25 protein-coding genes are annotated in these 25,207 nt (G+C 28.9%); 22 read left to right on the forward strand and 3 right to left on the reverse strand.

Annotation, left to right across the window (positions count from 1 at the left end):
- Positions 1–66: 66 nt before the first annotated feature.
- A complete protein-coding gene (pgk, locus tag J4863_RS00195; protein WP_211614928.1) occupies positions 67–1,269 on the forward strand; it encodes a phosphoglycerate kinase in 1,203 nt (400 codons plus the stop codon).
- Positions 1,270–1,332: 63 nt separating this feature from the next.
- On the opposite strand, the gene J4863_RS00200 is transcribed toward pgk, so the two are convergent.
- The gene (locus J4863_RS00200) at positions 1,333–2,022 is read right to left on the reverse strand and encodes a TIGR02206 family membrane protein (protein WP_211618458.1); all 690 of its coding nucleotides are present in this window, start codon (positions 2,020–2,022) and stop codon (positions 1,333–1,335) included.
- 248 nt (positions 2,023–2,270) lie between these two features.
- Here J4863_RS00200 and murF point away from each other — a divergent pair, with 248 nt between their 5' ends.
- The 17 genes from murF to J4863_RS00285 all read left to right on the forward strand — a co-directional run bounded on the left by murF (position 2,271) and on the right by J4863_RS00285 (position 19,632).
- On the forward strand, positions 2,271–3,665 hold the full coding sequence (gene murF, locus J4863_RS00205; RefSeq protein ID WP_211618459.1) for a UDP-N-acetylmuramoyl-tripeptide--D-alanyl-D-alanine ligase: 1,395 nt from the start codon (positions 2,271–2,273) through the stop codon (positions 3,663–3,665).
- Positions 3,666–3,708: 43 nt separating this feature from the next.
- Positions 3,709–4,797, forward strand: coding sequence for a phospho-N-acetylmuramoyl-pentapeptide-transferase (gene mraY / locus J4863_RS00210; RefSeq protein ID WP_211618460.1), 1,089 nt, complete (start codon positions 3,709–3,711; stop codon positions 4,795–4,797).
- Positions 4,798–4,907: 110 nt separating this feature from the next.
- Positions 4,908–6,278, forward strand: coding sequence for a UDP-N-acetylmuramoyl-L-alanine--D-glutamate ligase (gene murD / locus J4863_RS00215; protein WP_211618461.1), 1,371 nt, complete (start codon positions 4,908–4,910; stop codon positions 6,276–6,278).
- Between the two features lie 64 nt (positions 6,279–6,342).
- Positions 6,343–7,524, forward strand: coding sequence for an FtsW/RodA/SpoVE family cell cycle protein (locus J4863_RS00220; RefSeq protein WP_249111529.1), 1,182 nt, complete (start codon positions 6,343–6,345; stop codon positions 7,522–7,524).
- Positions 7,525–7,551: 27 nt separating this feature from the next.
- Complete coding sequence (gene murG, locus J4863_RS00225; protein ID WP_211618462.1) at positions 7,552–8,601, forward strand: undecaprenyldiphospho-muramoylpentapeptide beta-N-acetylglucosaminyltransferase; 1,050 nt, start codon at positions 7,552–7,554, stop codon at positions 8,599–8,601.
- Positions 8,602–8,617: 16 nt separating this feature from the next.
- Complete coding sequence (gene murC / locus J4863_RS00230; protein ID WP_211618463.1) at positions 8,618–9,982, forward strand: UDP-N-acetylmuramate--L-alanine ligase; 1,365 nt, start codon at positions 8,618–8,620, stop codon at positions 9,980–9,982.
- A 10-nt stretch (positions 9,983–9,992) separates the two neighbouring features.
- Complete coding sequence (gene murB / locus J4863_RS00235) at positions 9,993–10,847, forward strand: UDP-N-acetylmuramate dehydrogenase (protein WP_249111530.1); 855 nt, start codon at positions 9,993–9,995, stop codon at positions 10,845–10,847.
- A gap of 102 nt (positions 10,848–10,949) precedes the next feature.
- Positions 10,950–11,621, forward strand: coding sequence for a cell division protein FtsQ/DivIB (locus J4863_RS00240; RefSeq protein WP_211618465.1), 672 nt, complete (start codon positions 10,950–10,952; stop codon positions 11,619–11,621).
- A gap of 164 nt (positions 11,622–11,785) precedes the next feature.
- A complete protein-coding gene (ftsZ, locus tag J4863_RS00245; RefSeq protein WP_211619260.1) occupies positions 11,786–12,964 on the forward strand; it encodes a cell division protein FtsZ in 1,179 nt (392 codons plus the stop codon).
- Positions 12,965–13,065: 101 nt separating this feature from the next.
- A complete protein-coding gene (gene rpsF / locus J4863_RS00250) occupies positions 13,066–13,350 on the forward strand; it encodes a 30S ribosomal protein S6 (protein WP_211618466.1) in 285 nt (94 codons plus the stop codon).
- A gap of 60 nt (positions 13,351–13,410) precedes the next feature.
- Complete coding sequence (locus tag J4863_RS00255) at positions 13,411–13,914, forward strand: single-stranded DNA-binding protein (RefSeq protein WP_211618467.1); 504 nt, start codon at positions 13,411–13,413, stop codon at positions 13,912–13,914.
- Positions 13,915–13,937: 23 nt separating this feature from the next.
- Complete coding sequence (rpsR, locus tag J4863_RS00260) at positions 13,938–14,177, forward strand: 30S ribosomal protein S18 (protein ID WP_211618468.1); 240 nt, start codon at positions 13,938–13,940, stop codon at positions 14,175–14,177.
- Positions 14,178–14,546: 369 nt separating this feature from the next.
- Positions 14,547–15,149: a lipoprotein gene (locus tag J4863_RS00265; RefSeq protein WP_211618469.1), complete on the forward strand. Its 603-nt coding sequence runs from the start codon at positions 14,547–14,549 to the stop codon at positions 15,147–15,149.
- 20 nt (positions 15,150–15,169) lie between these two features.
- Positions 15,170–15,748, forward strand: a complete 579-nt coding sequence (locus J4863_RS00270; protein WP_211618470.1) for a DUF937 domain-containing protein — start codon at positions 15,170–15,172, stop codon at positions 15,746–15,748.
- 116 nt (positions 15,749–15,864) lie between these two features.
- Positions 15,865–17,235 carry an MFS transporter gene (locus J4863_RS00275; protein WP_211618471.1) on the forward strand — a complete coding sequence of 457 codons (1,371 nt, stop codon included), beginning with the start codon at positions 15,865–15,867 and terminating at the stop codon, positions 17,233–17,235.
- A 46-nt stretch (positions 17,236–17,281) separates the two neighbouring features.
- A complete protein-coding gene (locus tag J4863_RS00280) occupies positions 17,282–18,640 on the forward strand; it encodes a DUF2207 domain-containing protein (RefSeq protein WP_211618472.1) in 1,359 nt (452 codons plus the stop codon).
- A gap of 20 nt (positions 18,641–18,660) precedes the next feature.
- Positions 18,661–19,632: a transposase gene (locus J4863_RS00285; protein WP_211618473.1), complete on the forward strand. Its 972-nt coding sequence runs from the start codon at positions 18,661–18,663 to the stop codon at positions 19,630–19,632.
- Positions 19,633–19,792: 160 nt separating this feature from the next.
- On the opposite strand, the gene J4863_RS00290 is transcribed toward J4863_RS00285, so the two are convergent.
- Together J4863_RS00290 and J4863_RS00295 are read right to left on the reverse strand one after the other, a co-directional pair.
- A complete protein-coding gene (locus J4863_RS00290; RefSeq protein ID WP_211618474.1) occupies positions 19,793–21,007 on the reverse strand; it encodes an ATP-binding protein in 1,215 nt (404 codons plus the stop codon).
- Positions 21,008–21,238: 231 nt separating this feature from the next.
- A complete protein-coding gene (locus J4863_RS00295) occupies positions 21,239–21,502 on the reverse strand; it encodes a SemiSWEET family transporter (RefSeq protein WP_007070517.1) in 264 nt (87 codons plus the stop codon).
- Positions 21,503–21,698: 196 nt separating this feature from the next.
- On the opposite strand from J4863_RS00295, the gene J4863_RS00300 reads away from it, so the two are divergent.
- From J4863_RS00300 to J4863_RS00315, 4 genes are all read left to right on the forward strand, one after another.
- Positions 21,699–23,633 (forward strand): ABC-F family ATP-binding cassette domain-containing protein, encoded by a 1,935-nt coding sequence (locus J4863_RS00300; protein WP_211618475.1) that lies wholly within the window; start codon positions 21,699–21,701, stop codon positions 23,631–23,633.
- A gap of 136 nt (positions 23,634–23,769) precedes the next feature.
- Positions 23,770–24,171, forward strand: a complete 402-nt coding sequence (locus tag J4863_RS00305) for a zinc transporter 7-A (protein WP_211618476.1) — start codon at positions 23,770–23,772, stop codon at positions 24,169–24,171.
- Between the two features lie 146 nt (positions 24,172–24,317).
- Positions 24,318–24,803: an HMA2 domain-containing protein gene (locus J4863_RS00310; RefSeq protein WP_211618477.1), complete on the forward strand. Its 486-nt coding sequence runs from the start codon at positions 24,318–24,320 to the stop codon at positions 24,801–24,803.
- 26 nt (positions 24,804–24,829) lie between these two features.
- Positions 24,830–25,201 (forward strand): HMA2 domain-containing protein, encoded by a 372-nt coding sequence (locus tag J4863_RS00315; RefSeq protein ID WP_211615234.1) that lies wholly within the window; start codon positions 24,830–24,832, stop codon positions 25,199–25,201.
- The last annotated feature ends 6 nt before the right edge of the window (positions 25,202–25,207 follow it).

A 25,207-nucleotide genomic window follows, 5' to 3' on the forward strand; every position in this document is an offset into this window, starting at 1 on the left:
TAACATGGAATTTAAAGAGATTCTGATTTTTAATAAGTTGGGATTGTAAATATTTTAGGAGGAAAAATGGCTAAAAAAACATTAAAAGATTTAGATGTAAAAGGTAAAAAAGTTTTAGTAAGAGTTGACTTTAATGTACCTATAAAAGACGGAGTTGTTGGGAATGATAACAGAATTACTGCTGCATTGCCTACATTAAACTATATTTTGGACAACGGTGGAGCAGTTATTGCTTTTTCTCACTTAGGAAAAGTTAAAACTGAAGAAGATAAAGTTTCAAAAACATTGGCACCAGTTGCTAAAGTATTAGCTGAAAAATTAGGAAAACCAGTTAAATTTGTACCTGTAACAAGAGGACCAGAATTGGAAAAAGCAGTTGCTGAATTGAAACCAGGAGAAATTTTAATGTTTGAAAACACTAGATTTGAAGATTTAGATGGTAAAAAAGAATCTAAAAATGATCCTGAATTAGGAAAATATTGGGCTTCTTTAGGAGATGTATTCGTAAATGATGCATTCGGAACTGCTCATAGAGCACACGCTTCAAATGTAGGAATTGCTTCAAATATCAAAGAATCAGCAGTTGGATTCTTAATTGAAAAAGAAATTAAATTCATCGGAGGAGCTGTTGATAATCCTGAAAGACCATTAGTAGCTATTTTAGGAGGAGCAAAAGTTTCTGATAAAATTGGAGTTATTGATAACTTATTAGAAAAAGCTGATAAAGTAATTATCGGTGGAGGAATGATGTTTACTTTCTTAAAAGCATTAGGAAAAAATACAGGTTCTTCATTATTAGAAGCTGATAAAGTAGATTTAGCTAAATCATTAATCGAAAAAGCAAAAACAAAAGGTGTTGAATTATTGTTACCAGTAGATGCTGTTGTAGCTCAAGAATTCAGTAACGATGTACCATTTAAAACAGTTTCAGTGGATGACATTGAAGATGGATGGATGGGATTAGATATAGGTGAAAAATCTGTAGAATTATTCAAAAAAGCTTTAGAAGGTGCTAAAACTGTAGTATGGAACGGACCTATGGGAGTATTCGAAATGTCTAACTATGCTAACGGAACAATTGGTGTTTGTAAAGCAATCGCTGAATTGAAAGATGCTAAAACAATTATCGGTGGAGGAGACTCTGCAGCAGCAGCAATTCAATTAGGATTTGCTGATAAATTCTCTCACATTTCAACTGGTGGAGGAGCTTCAATGGAATACTTAGAAGGTAAAGTATTACCAGGTGTAGCAGCTATTTCAGAAAAATAGGAAAAAATTATAAATAAAAATGTGGAATTTAAGTTCCACATTTTTTTGTTTTTTCTCACTATTCTAGTTTGGATAGTGAGTTTTTTTTCTTGAAAATGGCAAGTACATCAAATACATAATAAATAACATTGTTACAATTAATACAACTCTATAAAACCAAAGTGGTTTAATGAAACTGACAAAAGGTGCGATATAACTTCTTAAAAACATTGCATTTACAGGGAAAAATAGGTTGTAAATGGCGGCATAGATAAAAAGGCCGATTAATGTTATACTTGCTTGGATGTAGCCTTTTTTTGTGATTTTATCTTTGTTGTATACGAAGCCTATTATTGGAGTGAGAACTATTAGAGCGTGTACGAACATGAAAATATGAACGTAAAGTGGACGATAATAGACTGTAACACCAGGAAGTAATAAAGCAAGGACAGCTCCAAAACTTAAAAAATATGCTGTATTAAATAAATATGCAGTTCTAAAAATCAAATACAGTCCTGCGAATAAAACGGCAAAATTACATAGATGTATTAAAAATACATTGTAAACAGGTTCGTGTTCAGAAACTACTCTAAAAATAGAATCAACTATTTTAGAAACAATTGCAAGTATTCCTAAAAAAATATTGTAGTATTTCAAATTGATGTTTTTAAAAATTTTTGGTATAAAAAATAAAATAGTGCAAAGAACTATCGAGACAATAAAAGTTTCAATGTGAATTGCACTGAAATAGCTAAATTTATGGGCTATTGGCATTTTTTCCTCCTTAAAGATTTTTTAATTATTATATTATGATTTTGGGAGAAAAACAAGACTAGAAATAATATTTTTTAGAATTTGTATTTAATGTATTTTTTATAATAAAAGTTATTTCTTTGTATAAATAAATTTTAAAATCCTTAGTATTATAATATAATTCTCGAAGAATAAAAAAACATTGAAAAATTATGTATCTAGTGATATAATCGTACAATATGATTAAGTATAATTTGGAGAAAAAATTTATGAATAAAAGTAAAGTATTTTGCAATATTTTTTTAGAGAAAAATATTGATTTTGATGAAAATGAAATTAAGATAAAAAGAGTTTGTATGAATTCGCAAGAAGTTGAGAAAGATGATTTATTTGTTGCGATAAGAGGTGGAAATAATTTTGTAAACGAGGCTCTGGAAAAGGGTGCTGTAGTTGTTTATGATAAAAAGGATTTAGAGATAGAGGGGAAATATAGGAAAAAAGCTTTTTGGGTGCAAGATAGTGTAGAATTTTTGCAAGAATATGCTAAAAAGTGGCGTGAAAATTTGAAAGATTTAAAAGTAATTGGTATAACGGGAAGTAACGGGAAAACAACCGTGAAAGATATGATTTATCAATTAATGTCAACTAAATATAAAGGTAAAAAGACAGAAGGGAATTATAATAACCATATTGGACTACCCTTTACTTTGTTGCGTGCAGAGGAATCTGATGAGTTTATGATTCTTGAAATGGGAATGAGCGGTTTTGGAGAAATAGATTTGTTAGGGAAAATTTCAAATCCTGATGTGGGAGTGATTACAAATATTGGAGAATCGCATTTGGAATTTTTGAAGACGAAAGAAAATGTATTTAAGGCAAAAACGGAATTGGTGCCTTATGTGAAAAATGCTATTATTATTAATGGCGATGATTTTTATTTGAAAGATTTAACTGTTGATGGAATAAATTTGGTAAAAGCGCTGAGTTTAAAAGAAAATCAATTTAAAGATAAAACTCGTGATTTTTATTACGGTGATATTAGATTTAATGAGAGTGGAACGAAATTTAGTCTGAAATATTTTGGACAAAAATGTGGAAAAACTGTTGAAAGAAATTATGAAACAAACATCTTGGGAGAACATAACATATTAAATTTAACAATGGCGATTGCGGTTGTTAAACAATTCGGAATGGAAGATAAGTATATTGAAGAGGCTATAAAAAATATAGCTTTAACTAATATGAGATTCCAAATAATTGAAAAAGGAACTACAACTTATATAAATGATGCATATAATGCAAGTCCAATGTCTATGGAAAAATCTTTAGAAACTTTTTCAAAAATCTATAATGATGGAGATGTGAAAGTTCTAGTTTTAGCGGATATGCTTGAATTGGGAGATAGAGAGTTAGAATTACATCAAAATATTTATTATACAATTGAAAAAACAAAATTTGATAAACTTTATTTGTATGGTGAGAGAATGAGAAGCTTATATGATAAAGTAAAAGAAAATATGGAAAATGGGAATTTAAAAGGTAAAGAAGTAGAACATTTTAGTGATAAAAAAGCGATAAAAGCTAGAATAAATCAGATAAAAGATAAAAAAGTAGTTCTTATAAAAGGTTCACGTGGAATGAAACTAGAAGAGGTAATAGAATAAACGAAGTATTTTGAAATTAAGTTGAGAAGGAGAGAAAAAGATAATGTTATATTTGATACAAAGTTTGTTTATAAACAATTTTGGAACGTTGAGGGTTTTTAAATCGATAATGTTTAGAGCGTCGACAGCGTTTATAGTAGCGTTTTTGTTTATGTTAATTTTAGGAAAACCGTTTATACAATGGTTGAAGGTGAAAAAATATGGAGATACTGCTAGAGAGGTAGGACCTAAATCACATTTTGATAAATCAGGAACACCGACAATGGGTGGTTTGTTGATTATTGGTGCGATATTGTTTGCGACATTGATAGCAGGGAATTTTACAAATAAGTTTATTGTATTTTTATTTATTATAACAATTTTGTTTACAACAATTGGTTTTTATGATGATTATTTGAAGTTAACACGGAATAAAAATGGGTTGTCTGGAAAGAAAAAAATTGCAGGACAATTAATAATAACAGCATTAACGTTTTTCTTCGTATATAAATTTGGATTAATAAATAAAGAAATTGATTTTTCGATAGTAAATCCAGTGTTTAAAAATTCGTATTTTTATATAACACCAGTGTTATTCTTCATATTTATGGCACTTGTAATTATTGGGTCTTCAAATGCAGTGAATTTAACAGATGGATTGGATGGATTGGTAAGTGGTCCAATAATTGTTGTTAGTATAACATTATTTATAATTACATATTTGACAGGGCATTATGAATATGCGAAATATTTGAATTTGTATCATGTAAAAGATTCTGCTGAAATTTGTGTTTATCTTGCTTCAGTGATTGGAGCATTGACAGGGTTCTTATGGTATAATTTCTATCCAGCACAAGTGTTTATGGGAGATACTGGTTCTTTGACGTTAGGTGGAATTTTGGGAATTATTGTAATTTTTATAAAACAAGAATTGTTGTTACCAGTGGCTGGATTTATTTTCATAATGGAGGCATTATCAGTAATGATCCAAGTTTGGCATTATAAAACTTTTGGGAAAAGGGTATTTAAAATGGCACCTATTCATCATCACTTTGAGTTGTTGGGGTTGCCAGAAACAAAAGTTACAATTAGATTTTGGATTGTGTCGATATTGACTTGTTTGTTGACATTTGTAGTATTGAAATTGAGATAATTCTAAAATGTAATTTTGGAAAATCGGATTTTGTTGGTATAATATTAGAAAGAGTTTGTATAAAAAATAATAAAAAATGAATAACTCAGAATTGTAGAAAGGAAAGAAAAATGGAAAAAGCTTTAGTTTTTGGAGCAGGATTGAGTGGTTTAGGAGCAAAAGAATTACTAGAAAAGAAAGGTTACGAAGTATATTTAATAGATGACAAAGTGGCAAAAACTTCAAAAGAGGGAATTGAAATTTTAAACAATAAAAAAATAGAGTTTATTGTTAAAAGTCCAGGAATTCCTTGGAAAGCAGAATTGTTACAAGTGGCGAAGGAAAAAAATGTGCAAGTGATCTCTGAAATTGATTTAGCTTACAAATATATGGATAAAAATATTAAAGTTTTTTCTATAACAGGTACAAATGGTAAAACAACAACAGCTACTAAAATTTATGAGTTATTGGATTTTGCAGGGTATAAGGCGAGATTAGCTGGAAATGCAGGGTTTTCGTTTGCGAAATTGGTTGCAGATGAGGAACCGTTAGAGTATGTAGTGTTAGAATTAAGTAGTTATCAATTGGAAAATAATCCTCAAATTCATTCAAATATAGCTGGAATTATTAATTTGACTCCAGATCATTTGACTAGATATAAAACAGTTGAAGATTATTACATTACAAAATTTAACATTTTTAGTAAACAGACTGAAGATGATTTTGCTTTGATTAATCTTGATGATCCAGTATTTTTGGGATTGGCGGAAAGAGAAGAAATAAAATCATTGATGAAAGCTAAAAATGTGTATTTGAGTAAAGAGAAAAAAGGTAACATTTTTGTGTATAACAATGAAATTCGTATTATGAATGATTTGGCAGATAGAGCTGAAAATTTAAGTGAGAGCGAAATTTTAGAAAAATCTAGATTTTTAATAAAAGTTGAAGATTTAGCATTAAAAGGAGTGCACAATTTGGAAAATATGCTATTTTTAATAGGAGTAGCGACGATTGTGAAAGTTCCTGATGAAAAAGTTGTTGAATTTTTAAGTAGTACGAAAGCGTTAGAACACAGATTGGAAAACTTTTTTGTGAAAGGGAATACGACATTTATTAATGATTCTAAAGGTACAAATGTGGAATCGACTTTAAAAGCGATTGATTCGTTTAATAATGATATTATTATGATTTTAGGCGGAGATGACAAGAAAATTGATAATACGGAATTGGTAAAAAGAATAGCTGAAAAGGTGGAAAGAGTGTATTTGATAGGAGATAATGCACCGTTGTTGATAGATGATATGGAAAAAATAAATTATAAAAATTATAAAAATTTGGAAACATTGGAAAATGTGTTGAATTATATAAAAGAAAATGAGGATTTTGAAAAAGATCAAACAATATTGTTTTCACCAGCAACTTCAAGTTTTTGCCAATTTAGAAGTTTTGAACATAGAGGAAAAGTATTTAAGGAATTAACAGTTAAAATTTTAGGAAATTAGAAGAATGTACTTAAATTTATTAAAAAAATTTGGGGTTTGGAATTAAGGTGGTGTGATAATAAAGTTGAAAAAAAATAGGAAAGATTTAGGAACAGTTTTCATTATAGTGATTTTATTGCTTATGGCATTAAGTATTATTACGTTAGCTAGTTTAAGTTCTCCAAGATCACTTTCAGATAGTAATGGGAAAAATGCGTTACATTTTGTAAATCTGCAAGGAATGTGGTTTGGATTAGGGATAATAGTATTTTTTGGTGTTTCTAAAATAGATTATAGGAAATATAGAAAAAAATGGTTTAGCAATGGATTGTATTCTATTGGAGCGATATTACTGAGTGCTGTACTAGTTATTGGACAAAGTGTAAATGGTGCGAAAAGATGGTTTCAATTAGGTCCAATACGTGTTCAACCGTCAGAATTTGCAAAAATATTTTTGATTTTAGCTTTGGCTGGGTGTATTGATAGGATTTCAAAATCAAGTAAAAAAAAATATAGAAATAAAATAAAATTAAAAAAAATGCGAGATATATCATTATTAAAAGGAGTAGGATTATATACCGGACTGTATTTAATACTAATACTTTTTGAAAAATCGTTTAGTTCAATGTTCCAAATACTAATTTTAGGATTTGTATTATTATTTGTTTCAGGATTTAATTTAGGATGGTTTTCAGTGATTACTGGTGTAGGTTTTTTTGGAGCATTTGATGTAGCTATACAGGCTGGGTATCGTTCTAAAAGAATTCAAGATTTCATTGCTAATATAACATTGAAGTCAGAACCACCTTATCAAACAAAACAATCATTGATAGCGATCGGAAGTGGAAAATTTCTTGGAAGAGGCTATGGGGGTAGTATTCAGAAATATTATTTCTTACCAGAAATTCATACAGATTATATTTTTTCAGGGTACTCTGAAGAAATGGGATTTATTGGAGTATTACTTTTAATAGCATTGTATCTAGCTTTGGTTATAGTTATTATTATAACAATCGGTAAAGCAAGAGATTTTTTTGCAAAATATATTTTAACAGGGATATTAGTAATGATTTCAACACAAATAATAGGAAATATTGGAGTTGTAAGTGGATTGGTACCGTCAACAGGAATTCCTTTACCTCTTATGAGTTACGGAGGAAGTACAACGATTGCATTGATGATTTCTTTGGGAATTGTTTATAATATAATAAAATCAATATATGAACAAGAAGAAGAGACAATTGAAGAGTTTGAATATGAGATGTAAAAAATAAATTGAATGGAGAATATTTAGATGAAAAAAGTAGTTTTTACAACAGGAGGGACTGGAGGTCATATTTATCCAGCTTTGTCTATAGCGAAAAAAGTTAGAGAAAAAGGTGGAGAAGTGTTGTTTATAGGGACTAAACATAGAATGGAAAAAGATTTGGTTCCAAAAGAAAATTTTAGATTTATTGGATTAGATGTGTTTCCGTTGAAATCACCATCTTCTTTAATAAAAATGATAAAAGCAACATTTCAAACAATAAAATTATTAAAAAAAGAAAAACCGACTGAAATAATCGGATTTGGAAATTATATAACAATACCGGTGTTATTGGCAGCGATTGTGCTAAAAATACCGTATTATTTGCAGGAGCAAAACTGTACAATGGGTCAAGCAAATAAATATTTTTACAAAATGGCAAAAAAAGTTTTTATTGCTTTTGAAAATACATTGCCAAATATACCAGAAAAATATAGAAGTAAATTTGTGGTGACTGGAAATCCATTGAGGGAAGAATTTTATACGAAAAATAAAAATGAAGAGAGAAAAAAATTAGATATAAAAGATAATGAAAAAGGGATTTTGGTAATTGGTGGAAGTTTAGGAGCCAAAAATATAAATGAGGCTATTTCAAAAAAATGGGATAAAATTGTAAATGATAAAGATATTAGATTGTTCTGGGCGACTGGGAAAGATAATTTTGAACAAGCGACATATAGAATGAGAAATTTTGGAAGTACAGTAGTAAAACCGTATTTTGATAATGCGGCTGATCTTATGGCAGCTGTAGATTTAGTAATTTGTCGTGCTGGAGCTTCAACGATTTCTGAATTGATTGAGTTGGAAAAACCAGCAATATTGATACCATATGATTTTGTTGGACAAAAGGAAAATGCAGATGTTTTAGAATATGCTGATGCGGCGAAAATATTTTCAAATGAAGAAGTGGATAAAGCATTAGAAGAAGCATTGGAACTTGTAAAACAAGATAGCATATTGGGTTTTATGAGCAGTAACGCAAAAACATTGAAAAAAGGAAATGCAGCAAATATAATATTAAAAGAGATGGAAATATAAGGGAAGTGGAGGAAAGATGTTAGCAGAAATAAAAAGTATTTATTTTAGTGGAATAAATGGGATTGGAATGAGTGGACTTGCAAAAATACTTGCAAAAGATGGGTATGAAGTTTACGGATCAGATATTGATAGAAAACCTATAACAGATGAATTAGAAGCAATGGGTGTTAAAGTGTACATTGGTCAAGTGGAAGAAAATATGAAAGGGAAAGATATTGATGTATTCGTATATTCGACAGCAATTAGAAAAACTAATCCAGAGTACAAATATGCAGTTGAAAATAATATTACAATGATAAAAAGAGGACAGTTACTTGCTGAAATAATGAATAGATTTGATGGAATCGCAGTAGCTGGAACTCACGGAAAAACAACAACAAGTTCAATGATGAGTGTTGCTTTATTAGAAAAAGAGCCATTTATCGTAGTTGGAGGGATAATTCCTGAAATTCACAGTAATAGTAAAATTGGAAATTCAGAATATTTCGTAGCAGAAGCTGATGAAAGTGATAACTCATTCTTGTTCATAAAACCTAAATATGCGGTAGTAACAAATGTTGAGCCTGATCACTTAGAACATCACGGTACTTTTGAAAATATTAAAAAATCATTTGAGCAATTTATTGATAGTACAGAAAGATTGGTTCTTTTGTGTAAAGATACTGTAGAAAAAGAACATTTGAAATTTACGAATAAAAATGTAGCTTGGTACAGTTTGGAATCAGAAGATGCTCAAATTTATGCGAAAGATGTAGAAATAAAAGATGGGAAAACTTCATATGAAGTTGTAAAAAATGGAGAAAGCTTAGGAAGATTTACATTGACAATTCCTGGAAAACATAATATTCTTAATTCATTGCCTGTGATTTATTTGGCTCATGAATTTAAATGTGATATGAATAAAGTTAAAGAAAAAATTGAAGAATTTAAAGGTGCAAATAGAAGATACCAAGTTATATACGATAATAATTTGAGAATAATTGATGACTATGCACATCATCCGACTGAAGTCAGTGTAACAATTGAAGCTGCAAAATCTACAGAAAAAGGAAAAGTTACAGTTATATTTCAACCACATAGATATACAAGAACAAAATTCTTCTTGGATGGATTTGTGGAAGCCTTGAAAAAAGCGGATGACTTGATGTTGTTACCAATTTATGCAGCGAGTGAAGATAACATTTATGGAATTTCATCTGAAGATTTAGCAGAAAAAATAGGAAATCATGTAAAAGTTACGACAGAAGAAGAAATTGAAAAAATAGTGGAAGAAAGTAAAAATAGTGGAAATACATTTGTGTTTATGGGAGCTGGAAGCGTTTCTAAAGTTGCTCATAATATTGTTGATAAATTAAATGCGAACGAAAATAAAAATAAATAGGAGTGTTCAAATGGAAGTATTAAAAAATGTTGAGATGAAAGAATATTCAAATATGAAAGTCGGAGGAACTGCCGATGAATTGATTTTTATAGAAGATAAAAATGAGTTAAAAGAAGTATTACAAACTAGAAAAAGAGTGTTTCTTTTAGGAAATGGAACAAATACTTTGATAAATAATGGTCATTTAAATATAAGTTTTGTTTCATTGAAAAAATTACAAAAAATTGAAGTTGTGGAAAAACATGATGATTATGATTTGGTAAGAGTAGAAGCGGGACTAGATTTAGACGATTTGATAAAATTTATGGAAGAAAATGACTATTCTGGATTGGAAAATATTACAGGAATTCCTGGATCTGTTGGTGGACTTGTTAATATGAATGGTGGAGCTTACGGGACAGAAATCTTTGACTGTATTGAAGAAGTAGAAGTTTGTAAAAATGATGGAGAAATAGTAACTTTGAAAACATCAGATTTGAAATTTGAGTATAGAACTACTGAAATTAAAATAAATCACTGGATTGTAGTTTCAGCGTTATTTAAATTTGGAAGAGGATTTGATAAAGCAGCATCTCAAGATAAAAGAGATCAAAGGGCCTTCAAACATCCTTTAGATTTACCAAATTTAGGAAGTACATTTAAAAATCCAGAAGGAACATTTGCAGCAAAATTAATTTCTGACGCTGGATTGAAAGGATACAGAGTTGGAGATGCAATGGTGTCACCAAAACACCCTAATTTCGTTACAAATTTAGGAAATGCAAAATTTTCTGATGTAATAGGTGTTATTCAACATGTAAAAGAAGTTGTATTAGAAAAATTTGGGATACAATTGGAAACAGAAATTATTATATTGGAAAAATAAAAGGGAAATATTAAAAAATATTAATTTTGAATGAAAAGTTTTATAAAAAAAATTGAATAATAGTAAAAAAAAGTGTATAATACTAACGAGTGGAGTTTGAATATGAGAAGAGTATACCAAACATTAGTTTTATTAGTAGTTTTAGCAATAGGTATTTTTTCAACAGTTACTTTTTTGAATACTGATTATTTTAAGATAGAAAAAGTTGACATAAAAGGGAATACCGAATTGCTTAGACAGGATATAAAAAGCCATTTAGAAGATATGAAGGGTAAAAATATTATCTATTTGGATACTAATAAAATACAAGATTTGATAAAAAGTGATGCGAGGGTTAGTAATATTTCTATAAAAAAAATATATCCGAATAAGATTGAGATACAGCTAGATGAAAGACAGCCTTATGTTTACGTAAAAAAGGGATCCGATATATTTTTAGCAGATGCAAATTTGAATTTATATGGAGATATTTCTGAAACACCTCAAAAAAATATACCAGTAATAATATATTCTGATAGTGCAACTATGAACGGATTCAAAACAATTATTTCAAAAATAAAAAATAAAGACTTATATGCTTTAATATCTGAAATAAGATTAGCTGACAAAAGTTATCAATTAATTTTGACAGATAATACTAGAGTTTATGTAGACACGTTTGTAGATGAGGAAAAGTACAATCAGATGTATAGACTGTACAAAAAATTAAAAGCGCAACATACGGATTTTAAAACGGTGGAGCTAAGATATAAAGACATAACTACAAGACAATAAAAATATAGATAATTTAAGAGAAAGGAGAAGCTACTTTAAAAAAATATATCAATGATTATATTTTGTGACTATAAATGTCTACAAATAATCAAATAAAAGTAAACTGAATCTCAGTAAGACATATAGAATTAGGTAAATATATTTTAAGTGGCTAAATGATTAAGATGGAGAATTCTAGCAATGCAGCAAAACTAAAAGTCGTAGGAGTAGGTGGAGCTGGAGGAAATGCGATAAACGATATGATTCAAAGTGAAATAAATGATGTAGAATTTATAGCTATAAACACTGATCAGCAAGATTTAGACAGATCGGTAGCAGGGAAAAAAGTTCTTTTGGGAAAAGGAATGGGAGCTGGTGCTGATCCTGAAAAAGGGAGAATTGCAGCAAAAGAGTCTGAAGAAAAAATAAAAGAAGTATTAGAAGGAACAGACATGCTATTTATAACTGCCGGAATGGGTGGAGGAACAGGAACTGGAGCCTCTCCAATTGTTGCTGAAATAGCTAAATCTATGGGAATTTTAACAGTAGCTGTGGTAACAAAACCATTTGAGTTTGAAGGAGCATTAAAAAAGAATAACGCAGATGCAGGAATAGAAAATTTAAAAGAACAAGTGGATACATTAATAGCAATACCAAATGATAAATTATTTGAATTGCCAAATGTTAGCATCACTTTAATGACAGCTTTCAAAGAAGCAAATAGTGTATTGAGAGTTGGAATTAAAGGGATTTCTGACTTAATTACAAAACAAGGATTTGTAAATTTGGATTTTGCAGATGTTAAAGCAATTATGCAAGATTCAGGAATAGCAATGCTTGGATTTGGAGAAGGTAGCGGAGATGGAAAAGCTAAGACTGCAACAGAACAAGCATTAAACAGTCCGTTATTAGAAAAATCAATTGAAGGTGCTCAAAAAGTATTGTTAAATATAACAGCAGGACAAGATATAGGATTACACGAAATAAGAGAAGTTTCTGAAACAGTGTCGAAAAAAACTGGAAGCGCAGGAGCAACATTAATTTGGGGAGTTATCCTAGATCCTGAATTAGAAGGAACAATAAAAGTTTCGTTAATAGCAACAGATTTTAAAGAAGTTAAAGATGTAGAAAAAGTGACTTCAGGAATGGTATTTACACCACACAAAGAAGCTACTAATAAAACAGGAACTACTCCTGAAAAGTCTGAAAATGCGGAAAAAGCAACAGTGGAAAATGGTGCTGAAACTGAAAAAAAGTCTGAAAATGGTGTTGAAAAAGAAGAAGTTCCAGAAATGGGAGATGAAAATAAAGAAAACGATTTTATAGGAGACGGATTCGTTGTTCCACCATTTTTTGAAGAATAAAAAATATTCTTGATTTAATTAAATTTTTTTGATATAATACTAAGACGAGCCTGCTCTATTGTAAGAAGTAGGGCTAAAAAGCCAAAGGAAAGGAGAAAAGAATGAAAAATTACGAAATTATGTTTATACTTTCTACGCAATTAACTGATGAAGAAAAACAAGCAAAAGTTAAATTCGTTGAAGAAACTTTAGTAAAATCAGAAGCTGCAGAAATTAAAACAGAAGTTTGGGGAGAAAGAAAATTAGCTTACCCTATTAAGAAAAAAGAAAATGGATACTATGTTTTAACTACATTCCAAATTGATGGAATTAAATTAGCTGAAGTTGAAGCTAGATTAAATATCGAAGAATCTATTTTGAAATATATGATAGTAAAAAATGACTAATTAGATTAAATATAATGGGGGTTATAAAATAATTCAAGTGATTATGAGGGGGAATAAATTATGAATAATATAGTTTTAATTGGAAGAATGACAAAGGATCCAGAATTAAAATATACAAGTACTGGAAAAGGAAATACTAGATTTACTTTAGCCGTGTCAAGAAATAAAGATGAAGCAGATTTTATTAACTGTGTTGCATGGGAGAAAACTGGAGAGACTATTGCTGAATATTTTAGAAAAGGTAGTCAAATAGGTGTACAAGGTAGATTAAGTGTTAGAAGTTATGAACAAAATGGTGAGAATAAATGGATTGCTGAAGTTATAGTAGAAAAATTTGATTTTATAGGATCAAATAATCCTTCAAATGGTGGAGGAAGCTATTCACATAATAATTCTAATAATAACTACAATAGTAGTAATTATAACAATAACAATAACAATAACAATAACAATAATTACAATAATTCGCACAACCATGATAATCAATCGCAACATTCAGATAATAAACCATTTGCTGGAAATAATGGTAATTCGGATGATTCAGACGAAGATTTCCCATTTTAGGGTAAAAAAATTAGGAGGTGACTATGAGAGCGAAACCATCTACAGAATTTAAAAGAAGAAAAAGAAGACCAAAAGTAAAATTTAAAGTTGAAGATATTAACTACAAAAATGTAGATTTATTAAAAAATTTCATGAATGATAAAGGTAAAATCTCTCCTGCAAGAGTTACAGGATTAGATGCAAAAATTCAAAGAAAAATAGCTAAAGCTATTAAAAGAGCAAGACAAATAGCTTTAATGCCTTATACAAAAATAGAAAAATAATTCATTGAATTTATAAAAGGGCTATTTAAAGATAAGTAAAACTTATTTTTGATAGCTCTTTTTTTTAAAGATAAAATTGAAAGGAATTACGTGAATACGTGAATTAATAGGAATGTGGTAATTTTTATAAGTGATAAATACTACTTTTTTTATAAATCGTTAAGGAATGTTATACCGTGGAATTTAACAAGATTTATATAATTTATAAAAAAATTAAAATTTAATTATAAGACAAAAATAATCGTAATATTTTTCTAAATCGTATTTTTTTTTGTATAATTAGCATAAATAAAAGTAATAAAATTCTAAAAATGATAAAAGGACTCTTGAGCTTTAGTTATAAAAGGTTCAGATATAAGGTGATGAAAAATGAAGAATAAAAAAATATTATTGACAGGTTTTTTATCAGTTTTTCTTGTATTAGCATGTAATGAACAAAAGAAAAAGATGGAAGAACAGAAGAAAATAGAAATGGAAGCTAAAAAAGAAGAGCAAAAAAAAAGTTTATTTTTTAACAACTCCATAGATACAATAATACAGAATTTTGACAAAAAATCGAGGGAAAATAATATCGCTATTGGGAAATTTGAGAAATTGAATTTTGATAATAGAAATTACTATTATTCAAAAATTAATTCAAGAGAAGGATCAAATTCTAATTATGTTTTGGATTATCAAGGTGTGAATGTAAGTGGAATGTTTTTAAAAGTAGGTGTTGTGACAGGTCAAAATTTGGCAACTATTGAAAATATGGTCGTTAATTTGATACAAGTTTCGGATTCGGCGATGTCAGATGAGGAAGCGAAAAAGATTTATGCACAAGTATTATCAAAAATGGATGATAACGGTTTAGAAAGTTCGATTTTGTATTCAAATGGAGTGATTTATAGTGTAAAAATTACTCAGAAAACAGGAGAGCTAGTATTCATGGCAAGAGAGGTGGAAGATAGGTCACTTTCACAAAAAATATAAAATAAAAAATGGAGGGAATTATGAATTTAGAAGCACTATTGGGATTATTACAAGGACAAAATTTAGGAAAATTAGCAGAACAAATTGGTGGAACTGATGGTCAAACTAAAAATGCGATAATGGCAGCACTTCCAGCATTGTTGGGAGCTTTAAATAAAAATTCAAATACACCAGAAGGTGCACAAACATTGAATAATGCATTGGAGCAACATGATGGTTCAGTTTTGAATAATGTAGAAGGGTACTTACAAAACCCTGATTTAAAAGATGGAGCAGGAATTTTGAGCCATTTATTTGGTGGAAATACACAAAATGTGGCAAATGCAGTTTCTCAGTCGAGCGGTTTGGATACTCAAGGAAGTTTGAAGATGTTAGAAACTTTAGCACCATTAGTTTTGGGAGCGTTAGGACAACAGAAAAAAGAAAATAATTTAGACGCACAAGGAATTAGTAATTTAACTTCAAATCTTGCAGCGAATTTTGCTGGAGAAGGTGGAATTATGAGTATGATTACAAATTTATTAGATGCGAATAAAGATGGAAATGTAATGGATGATTTGACTGGAATGATTGGTAAATTATTTGGTGGTAATAAATAATTAAATTATAAAATAAATATGCAGTTAGGCAAAGAGGTTATTCAGTTTTGAATTAGTCATCTTTGTCTATTTTTTTAGATTGTCAATTGAGGCGACAGGAGAAATTGGAGGGAAATATGGATAGAGAACGTTCGATAGAAAATACAAAAAAATATGCGATATTAGAAGTTATGTTCTTTAATGGATATTCGGTAGGAATGCAGAGCTTTGTACTGTTAAGTCTGGCGATTTATTTTAATATGAGTTCTTTTTTTATCTCGATTGTGTCGTCTTTACCAACGGCTGGATATCTATTGCAAATATTTACAAGTAAGGTAAATAATATTCTCGGGAGTAGAAAAAGGACAATGGTAATAGCAGCAACCCTTTCAAGATTGGTAATATGCGTAATGCCTTTTGCTGTTCTTTTTGATGTGAGAAAACAGGGAGTATATTTTATGGTAATGTTCATTTATGCTATTGTTTCACCATTTTCGAATAATGTGTGGACAGCGGTAATGACAACGATTATTAACAAAAAAGAAAGAGGAAAATATTTTGGAGTGCGTAATTTATTTTCTTCATTATCTACTGTAGTTTATACTTTGTTTTACGGATATGTTTTATCAATGCCTAACAGAAAACTCGCAATGCTATTTTTGACAACAACAATGTCGCTTTCAGCAATAGGTTCAGCAATATTTATGTGTCTTCATTATGTTCCTGATTTAGGAGATGATGCTAAAAAAGTGAGTATAAAAACAGCCTTTAAGAATAAGAATTTTGTTGATTATTTAAGATTTGCTTCTGTGTGGCTTTTTACATGGGAATTTTTGAAACCAATGACAGAATACTATAGAATCAAAATACTTGGTGTAAATACAATGTTTATTTCACAAATGGGAGTTTTAACAGCAATTTTGTCAAGCGTACTTTATTTGGTGTATGGAAAATTTTCTGATAAATACGGGAATAAAACGATGTTACGAATGGGAATATTTTTTACAACATATTATGTCCTTACATATTTTTCGATGACTCAGGATAACAAAATGTCAATGCTTTTTGCAGCTGCGGTAATTGATGCGATTGGATTTACAGCAATAACACTAAGTCTATTAAATTTGATGATGGAAGTTTCTGGAGAACCTGCTGATGCTTATGTGGGAGCTTATGCGATGGTTTCCGGGCTTTCAGCAATAGCAGCTGGAATATTTGGTGGAATTTTAGGAAAATTTATCAATAACGGCGTAATTTATATTTTTGGAGAACAATTTTACACTATAAGATTTGCTTTTGTTATCGGATTTGTCTTGAGATTATTTTCATTGTTGGAATTGACAAGAGTTTATTCATTTGAAAAAACATTTGTGTACGCTAGAAAAAGTGGAAAGATGAAAAGTATGTTCTCAAAAATAATGTTTTCGGGATCTAGATATGTTCTTAATTCTAGTAAATCTAGAGATGAGTGGAGTGATGAGAAAGAAGTTGAGAATGAGAAGGAATAATGAAGAAATTTCATTTGAAATTTTTTGATTATTATTGGAGGATTTTATGAGAGAAATAACAATTATTTATATAATTGCGATTATAATTTTACTGATTTACTGCTTTTGGACAGTAAAATTTTGGGGTAAAAATTTTTTCAAAAAAGATGTGCTACCAAAATTGAAAGTTCCAAAAAGTATTTCTGCAATGGGAGTTGGAATTTTGAATAATTCGAGGACGGAGAAAAATTTTCATATTGGGATATTTTCTTTGGTGGAGAAAAATTTTATAATTGCGGGACGAGAAAAACTTTTTGAAAATATGGATTTTCAAACGAATATTTTGTATAAGAAAAATTTGGAAAAATCTAAAAGTAATTATTACAGACAAGATGAGCTTTTTGCAGAAGAGCGATGGGTTTTAGATAGCTTGGCGGATTCTGAAAAGGGGATTTTGAGTGATTATCAAAGTTCTGGGAATAGAGAGAAATTGCCGAAAATGGATGAAAAAAATATTGATAGAAGAAAAGAGATTTTTAGAGAAGTCTTGCAAGTGTTAATAACTTTTTTAGTAGCTTTTTTGATAAATGTAATTTTAAAGGGTTCTTCATCGAGTAGTTCAAGCGGCAATTATTCGAGTAGTTCATATAATCAAAAATCTTTAGATCCTTTTTTTGAAAAAATGTTTGAGATTTATAAAAGGACGAAGAAAAAGTTTTTAGGTTCATTTTGGTCGCCTGAAAAATTGGAAGAATTTATAATTTACAAGAAAAATTCAGGGTTTTATATTTTTTATTTTGGCGTTATTTTAGCTTCAATTATAATGACAAGTAAAGATGTAAAATTTGGAAGTGGGGAAGGGAATTTTGGACTTATAGTTTTAGCTGCAATAATCGTTTTTTTCTTGGAAAGTCTTTGGCTAAGAATGTCATTTTTACCGATATTTTCTAAGTATATCCCAAAAATAGTAAAAATTTTTATTGCATTGGTATTTTTATTTTCGTTGTATAGTTTTATGTTGCCAAATATTGCATTCATATTTGAACTAAGATTTTATATTTTAATTCCACTGATATTTGTAATTTTATTTTTCATTTACAAGAAATTAATCGTGCGATATACTGAAAATGGACTTTTGGCCATGAATGAAATTGAATCATTCAGAAAATACATTTTAAATTTTGAAAAATTAGAAGTTCCCACTTTTTCAAGTGAAGATGAATTAATCGAAAATTTTCAGCAAATGTATATTTACGCTTTTGCTTTGGGAATTGAAAAAAGATTTTTGAAATTTTTGGATGTTACTTTGGAGAAAAATAATTTTTTTGGGAGAAAAGAATTTATTTACGAAAAACTTTTGATTTCGACTGTTTTTTGTGATAAAAAATTGTTGGGGGAATTGAAAGTTAATATTATGGGAAGATGATTTTTTAAGGAGGAAACTTTATGAAAAAATTTTTAGAAAAAATTGGGAAAGATGAGTTGATTGAATATTCACGTTTAGGAGATAAATTTTCTGTTGGAAATCATATTGGGAGTAGTAATGATTTTCATATTTTTACATCAATTAATCCATATGGAAAATACGAAGGTTATAAATTTTTAAAAGAAGAAGAATTGAAAAGATTAGGAAGAAATAAGTGGTATTTAGAATTGATGAAAGAAGAAATGAAGGAAAGAGAACTAAATGAAGGAAAGACTATTATTTTAGAAAAAGATAAATTTTTTAAAAATTTGTTTAAATATTTTATAGAAAATAAAATAAGATTACAAATTTTCTATGATAGAGATTGGAGTAAAAATGGATATTTGATAAAAAATTTAAAGGAATTTTTTAAATTTCATTTTTGTGATGAAGATGATAAAAAAGAAGAAGAAGTTATAAGAAAATATGGAGTAAAAATTATAAAAGCAGGAAAAAACGTTATAAAAGATATTATTGTAGAAGATAGCGAAATTAAAAAAAATAAATTAATAAAAGTTTATGGTTTAGATGATGTTTTAGGTGATATTATCTTTCAAGATGATAATTATATTTTAATTTGCGAAAAAGATTTATTTTTTGGTGATAGTAAATTTATAATATTACAAATGTCAGATATTGATGAGATTAGTGATAGAGTTTGTGTAATAGAAACAGAAGATATAGATTTGGAGGAATTTTTTCCAAATATTGTAAAAATGAGAATAGAAGAAGTTTTGAAAAAATGCTTTGAGAATAAAATATTAGTGCATTTTGAGCATGAGAAATCATATTCGGAAAAATTTGGGATAATTGAAACATTTGATAACAAGAAAATAACTTTAAAAGAAATAGATAAAATGTCTGGAATTTTTATTGCTAAATCTGAGATAATGATTGAAGATATTTCGTTTTTATTTGTGAGAAATTGTAGAGTTTTGAGAGTAGTAGGGTAAAACTATGGCTTTGTTTGTTATAGAAAAAAGAGAACTGATTTGATTGGTTCTCTTTTATTTTTATCTATTTATTATGAAAATTTTGGGATAAAATTATTATATTATAAAAGTCAGTAAAATAAAATATTTTAAGATAAAAATTTTTACTATAATTCCAAAATCATAAATCCAGCAAAAAATCTATAATCTTTTTCCGTTGAATTCCATTTATATTATATTCACCTAAATTATCCATAGAAAGAACATATTTGGGATAGTTATCTTCAATGTTTTTTAATGGAGAAAATTCTCTCTCAATGGTATTTTCTGAGGCTAAAAGATAAGTTGCTTGAATATATAATTTTTTATCTTCTTTTTGTGCGATGAAATCAATTTCTTTTGTTTTTAATTTTCCAATATTTACATTGTATTTTCTTCTTAATAGTTCTAAATAGATGATGTTTTCAAGATGACCAGCGATGTCGTTTGCTTTGTAGCCTAATTGAGAATGTTTTAAACCTAAGTCAAGAAGATAAAATTTTTCTTGTGTTTCTAAAATGGATTTTCCTTTTATGTCATATCTTTGAACTTTTGAAATAATATACGCATTTTCAAGTGCCTTTAAATAATTGTAAACAGTTTCAACGCTTAACTTTCTACCTTGACTTTTTAAAAAATCTGAAATTTTTTTTGCAGAAAAAATATTTCCAATATTGTCAAAAATGTATAAAATTATTCGTTCTAAAAGTTCAATATCCCTTATATTATTTCTCGCAACAACATCTTTTAGCAAGACAGAATTATAAATATCAGTCAAATATTGATAAATAGAAGTTTTATCTTGATTAAAATTGTGGATGGCAGGTAAACCTCCAAATTGCAAATATTTTTCAAAATATTCTTCATTGCTGTAAATTTTTTCTGGATTTTGAATTTTGGAAAAATCTATAAATTCTTTAAAAGATAAAGGAAAAACCTTTATTTCAACATATCTTCCTGCAATGTAGGTAGCCAATTCCGAAGATAATAAATTAGCATTCGAACCAGTGATATAAATATCACAATCTAAGTCAACTAGCAATGAATTTATTACTTTTTCCCAAGAAGCAACTTCTTGAATTTCATCGAGTAAAATATAAATTTTACCAGCTAAATTTTTTGATTTTTCAATAATATAGCTATATAATTTTTGAAAATTTGCAAATTCGGCGAACATTAAAGACTCAAAATTAATAAAAATAATATTTTCTTTATTAATTCCCTTTTCTTCAAGTTCTTTAGATATTAATTTTAAAATCATAGATTTCCCGCTTCTACGCATACCAGTAATAACTTTTATTATCGGCTTATCCATAAATTTCCTAATTTCTTTTAAATATTGCTCTCTTTTTATCATTTTATTACCACCTATATTAATATATACAAGAAATTATATCCTAAATTAAAAAGTTTTTCAACTTATACTAGAAAAACTTTCCAAAATAACATATTTTTTGCTTATATACTAGAAAAAATAAATATAAATTTCTGATAAAATAAAAAAAGAGGCATAAAACCTCTTTTTGCTTTTAAATAAAAGTATAATAAAAATATTTAATAGTAAATTTCATTTTTTATAAATAAAAATTTATAAAGCTGTAATAAAAGTTAAAAATCCTAATATTACACCAGCTAAATTTGGAACAATAAGGATGAAATCTTTTTTAGGTTCTTTAGTCCATCCGTAAATAACCCAAATTAGACAAGAAATTGAAGCTGTGAGCGGTTGCCAAGGCTGAGCTTTTTCTCCTCCTAAATTAGCGATAATTTGAGGAATATAGGTTATAAACACAAAAACTCCAATAAATGCTCCAATTGAACCAACAATAGTGTTAATTTTCTTTTTGTTCATAAAATCACCTTCTTTTTTAAAAATTTATAGGTATCATAATATCACAGTTTAATATTTTTGTCAAACTTAAATATTTTGAAAATTTCTCAAACATTGTAAACAAATATCAAAAATGATATAATTTAACGAATAAATTTAAAAATGAAATATTTAGAAAAAATAATTTGATAAAAATAAAGAAAAGGAAGGGAATTTGATGAGTTTAGTGCAATTTAATAGGGTGTATAAGCAGTTTGCTGGGGAATATATATTGAAGGATATTAATTTTACGATTGAGGAGAAGGATAAGATTGGGCTTGTTGGGGTGAATGGAGCTGGGAAATCGACGATTATTCGGATGTTGCTTGATAGAGAGCGAATTGATGGGGCGGAAGATAATTTGAATGAAGTTGGGAATATTGTGAAAAGTGCTTCGATGAAAATTGGATATTTGTCGCAAAATCATGAATTTTCAGATGAAAAAAATACGATTTATGAAGAGATGATGTCGGTTTTTGCAGAAGAGAGGGAAATTTGGCATGAACTTCAGAAGGTTAATTTGCTTTTGGGAACGGCTGAAAATGATGAGCTGGAAAAATTGATTAATAAGTCTGCGGAGTTGTCGTCGCTTTATGAGGCGAAGGGCGGATATGATATTGAGTATAAGATAAAGCAGATTTTGACTGGGTTGGAGCTTACTGAGGAATATTACAATTTGGTGTTAAAAGATTTGAGTGGTGGAGAGCAAACTAGGGTTTCACTTGCAAAATTGCTGTTGTCTGAGCCAGATTTATTAATTTTAGATGAGCCGACAAACCATTTGGACTTGGTTTCAATTGAGTGGCTGGAAGATTATTTGAAACGGTATGCGAAGGCGTTTTTGCTTGTTTCACATGATAGAATTTTCTTGGATAATGTTTGTAACAAAATTTTTGAAATTGAGAATAAGAAATTGCATAAGTATGATGGGAATTTTTCTGCATTTATCATTCAAAAAGAGATGATTTTAAAAGGGGAAATGAAGCGTTACGAAAAAGAGCAGGAAAAAATTAAGAAAATGGAAGAATACATTGACAGATTCCGTGCTGGAATAAAGGCTAGACAGGCAAAAGGGCGACAAAAAATTCTAGATAGAATCGAGCGAATGGACGACCCTGTTTTTAATCCGCAAAGAATGAAATTGAAATTTGAAACAGATACGATTACTGGGGACAATGTTTTAAAAGTGAATGGAATTTCAAAAAGTTTCGACAACAAAAAAGTATTGAATAATGTGAGTTTTCAGCTATTCCGTGGCGAAAGAGTCGGAATTATTGGAAAAAATGGGATTGGAAAATCAACTTTGTTAAAAATTTTGGTAAATAAATTGAAGCAGGATTCAGGAACAGTTGAGTTTGGTTCTCGTGTAAAAGTCGGTTATTACGACCAAAATCACATGGATTTAACTCCAGCAAACAATATTTTGCAGGAAATTAATAATTCTCTAAATTTGACGGAAGAATATTTACGAACACTTGCGGGAGCTTTCTTGTTTTCAGGCGATGATGTTTTGAAAAAAGTAGAAAAATTGAGCGGTGGAGAAAAAGTTAGAGTTTCATTCTTAAAATTGTATATGCAAAGGGCGAATTTCCTAATTTTAGATGAGCCTACAAACCATCTGGATATTTACTCAATTGAAGTTTTGGAAGACGCATTAGAAGATTTTGACGGAACAATGCTTGTCGTATCGCATAATCGTCACTTTTTAGACACAGTTTGTAACACAATTTATTATCTTGATGAAAATGGTCTTACGAAATTTAAAGGAAATTACGAAGATTACAAGGAAAGTTTGAAAAATAATAAATCGAATCCGACTGCAACTGACATTGAGACCAAAGAAGAACAAAAATTGTCATATCAGGAGCAAAAGGAACTTTCTAAAAAAATTTCAAAATTGAAAAGAGATATTGCAAAATTGGAAGAAAAAATGGAGAAAATCTCGAAAAAACGGGAAGAATTGAATAAGGATTATGAAGAAGCTGGACGAAAAAATGATGTTGGAAAGTTGATGGAAATTCAGGAGGAATTTGATAGATTAGATAGTGACGAGATGGAAATGATGGAAGAGTGGGATTCGAAGAGTGAGGAATTGAAGGGATTTGAAGAATAGAAAGTAGAATGGGGGAAATAAATGACAAATAGCAAATACAACTGGGAAAACGAATTGGAAAAGTGAATAAAAAATTGAATTTTTGAGATCATAGAAATTGAAAAAAATGAAAAAGAGTGAAGAAAGAGAGGTCAAAATGGAAAAATTAGTAAGAAGAGGTGGTGGCGGACATTCTCATGGTGGTGGACATGGTCATTTTCATGGAAGTGGTGGAAGTCATCATTATGGTGGTCACTATGGTGGAGAACATAGTAGCGGAGAGCATTCGAGAGGACATTCAGATGGAGAAGGAGATGGAAAATCTAAAAAATCTGGTGATGATGAGCAAGAAAATTCGTCATCTTTTTGGAGAAGTCGTGGTTCTCATTCAAGCAGTTCAGGGAGAATAAACTGTGAAAGTATTATTGATGCAAAAGAAAGAGAAAATTGTATTAATAGGAGTCAAAATATTGGTCTTTTTGATATATTTATCATTTTTGCAGGTGTAATACTTTTTATTGGTTCAGGATTTTATAAAATAATAAAAAAATTATCTTAATAAAATTTAGCAAGAAGTTGTAGGCTTTTTATAAGGGAATTAGCTTATTAAGAGAAAAAATTAACGCAATTTACTGATGAAACGACCTTGTAATTTAAAATGAAAAGGTATATAATGAATTATAAAAAAGTTTAAGGAGTCAGTTTATGTTGCAAAGTTTTTATGGCGTTATTCAAGTGAAACATTATCAAAATGGACGTTTGCGATTGCAGACGGAAGTGTTAAAAGATGACGAAGAGTTGAAAGAGGAATTTTTAAATAATATTTGTAAAATAGAAGGAATAAATTCTGTGGAAGTTAATTCTATTACTGGAAGTATTCTGATTTATTTTGATGAAAAAGTTATTGAAAGTTCTTTTTTGTATTTGGTAGTGTTGAGATTGCTTCATTTGGATGAGGAAGCCTTGAAAAATAAACCTGGGAGAATAAAAGAGTTGTTAAAGCAGATATTTGAATCAGCAGATATGGCTGTTTATAACAAGAGTAAAGGTTATTTGGATTTGAGGACATTAACTGCAGGTATTTTTATTTTTTATGGAATAAAAAAAATATGGAAAGTTCCAGGATTACCTAAAGGAGCTACATTGTTATGGTGGGCTTCTAGACTTTTATCAGATGAGAAAAGAAAATAGTAGACAAAAAATTGAAAGGAAAAAAGATGTTAGAAAATTTTTTTAGAACAACATATCTGATGTTTAATCAGATAAAGGTAGTGCACAGTATTCCTGGAAGACTTAGGCTATTTGTTCCAAATTTATCAAAAGTTCCAGAGGAATTAAAAAAATATGATAATGAAGTAAAAAAACTTATTTTATCAAAAAAAGGGATAAAAAGTGTTGAATATTCGTATATAACGAATAAAATTTTGCTTTATTATGATCCAAATTTGATTTCAGAAAAGGAAATACTTGAATGGATGAACAAAGTTTGGAAAACGGTTGTCAATCATCCTGAATTGTATGAAAATAAATCTTTGAAAGAAATAGAAGATAATCTGGAAATTTTTTATGATTTGATAAAAAGACTTTAAGTTTGT

Source organism: Leptotrichia sp. oral taxon 221 (assembly GCF_018128245.1).
Taxonomy (GTDB): Bacteria; Fusobacteriota; Fusobacteriia; order Fusobacteriales; family Leptotrichiaceae; genus JABCPH02.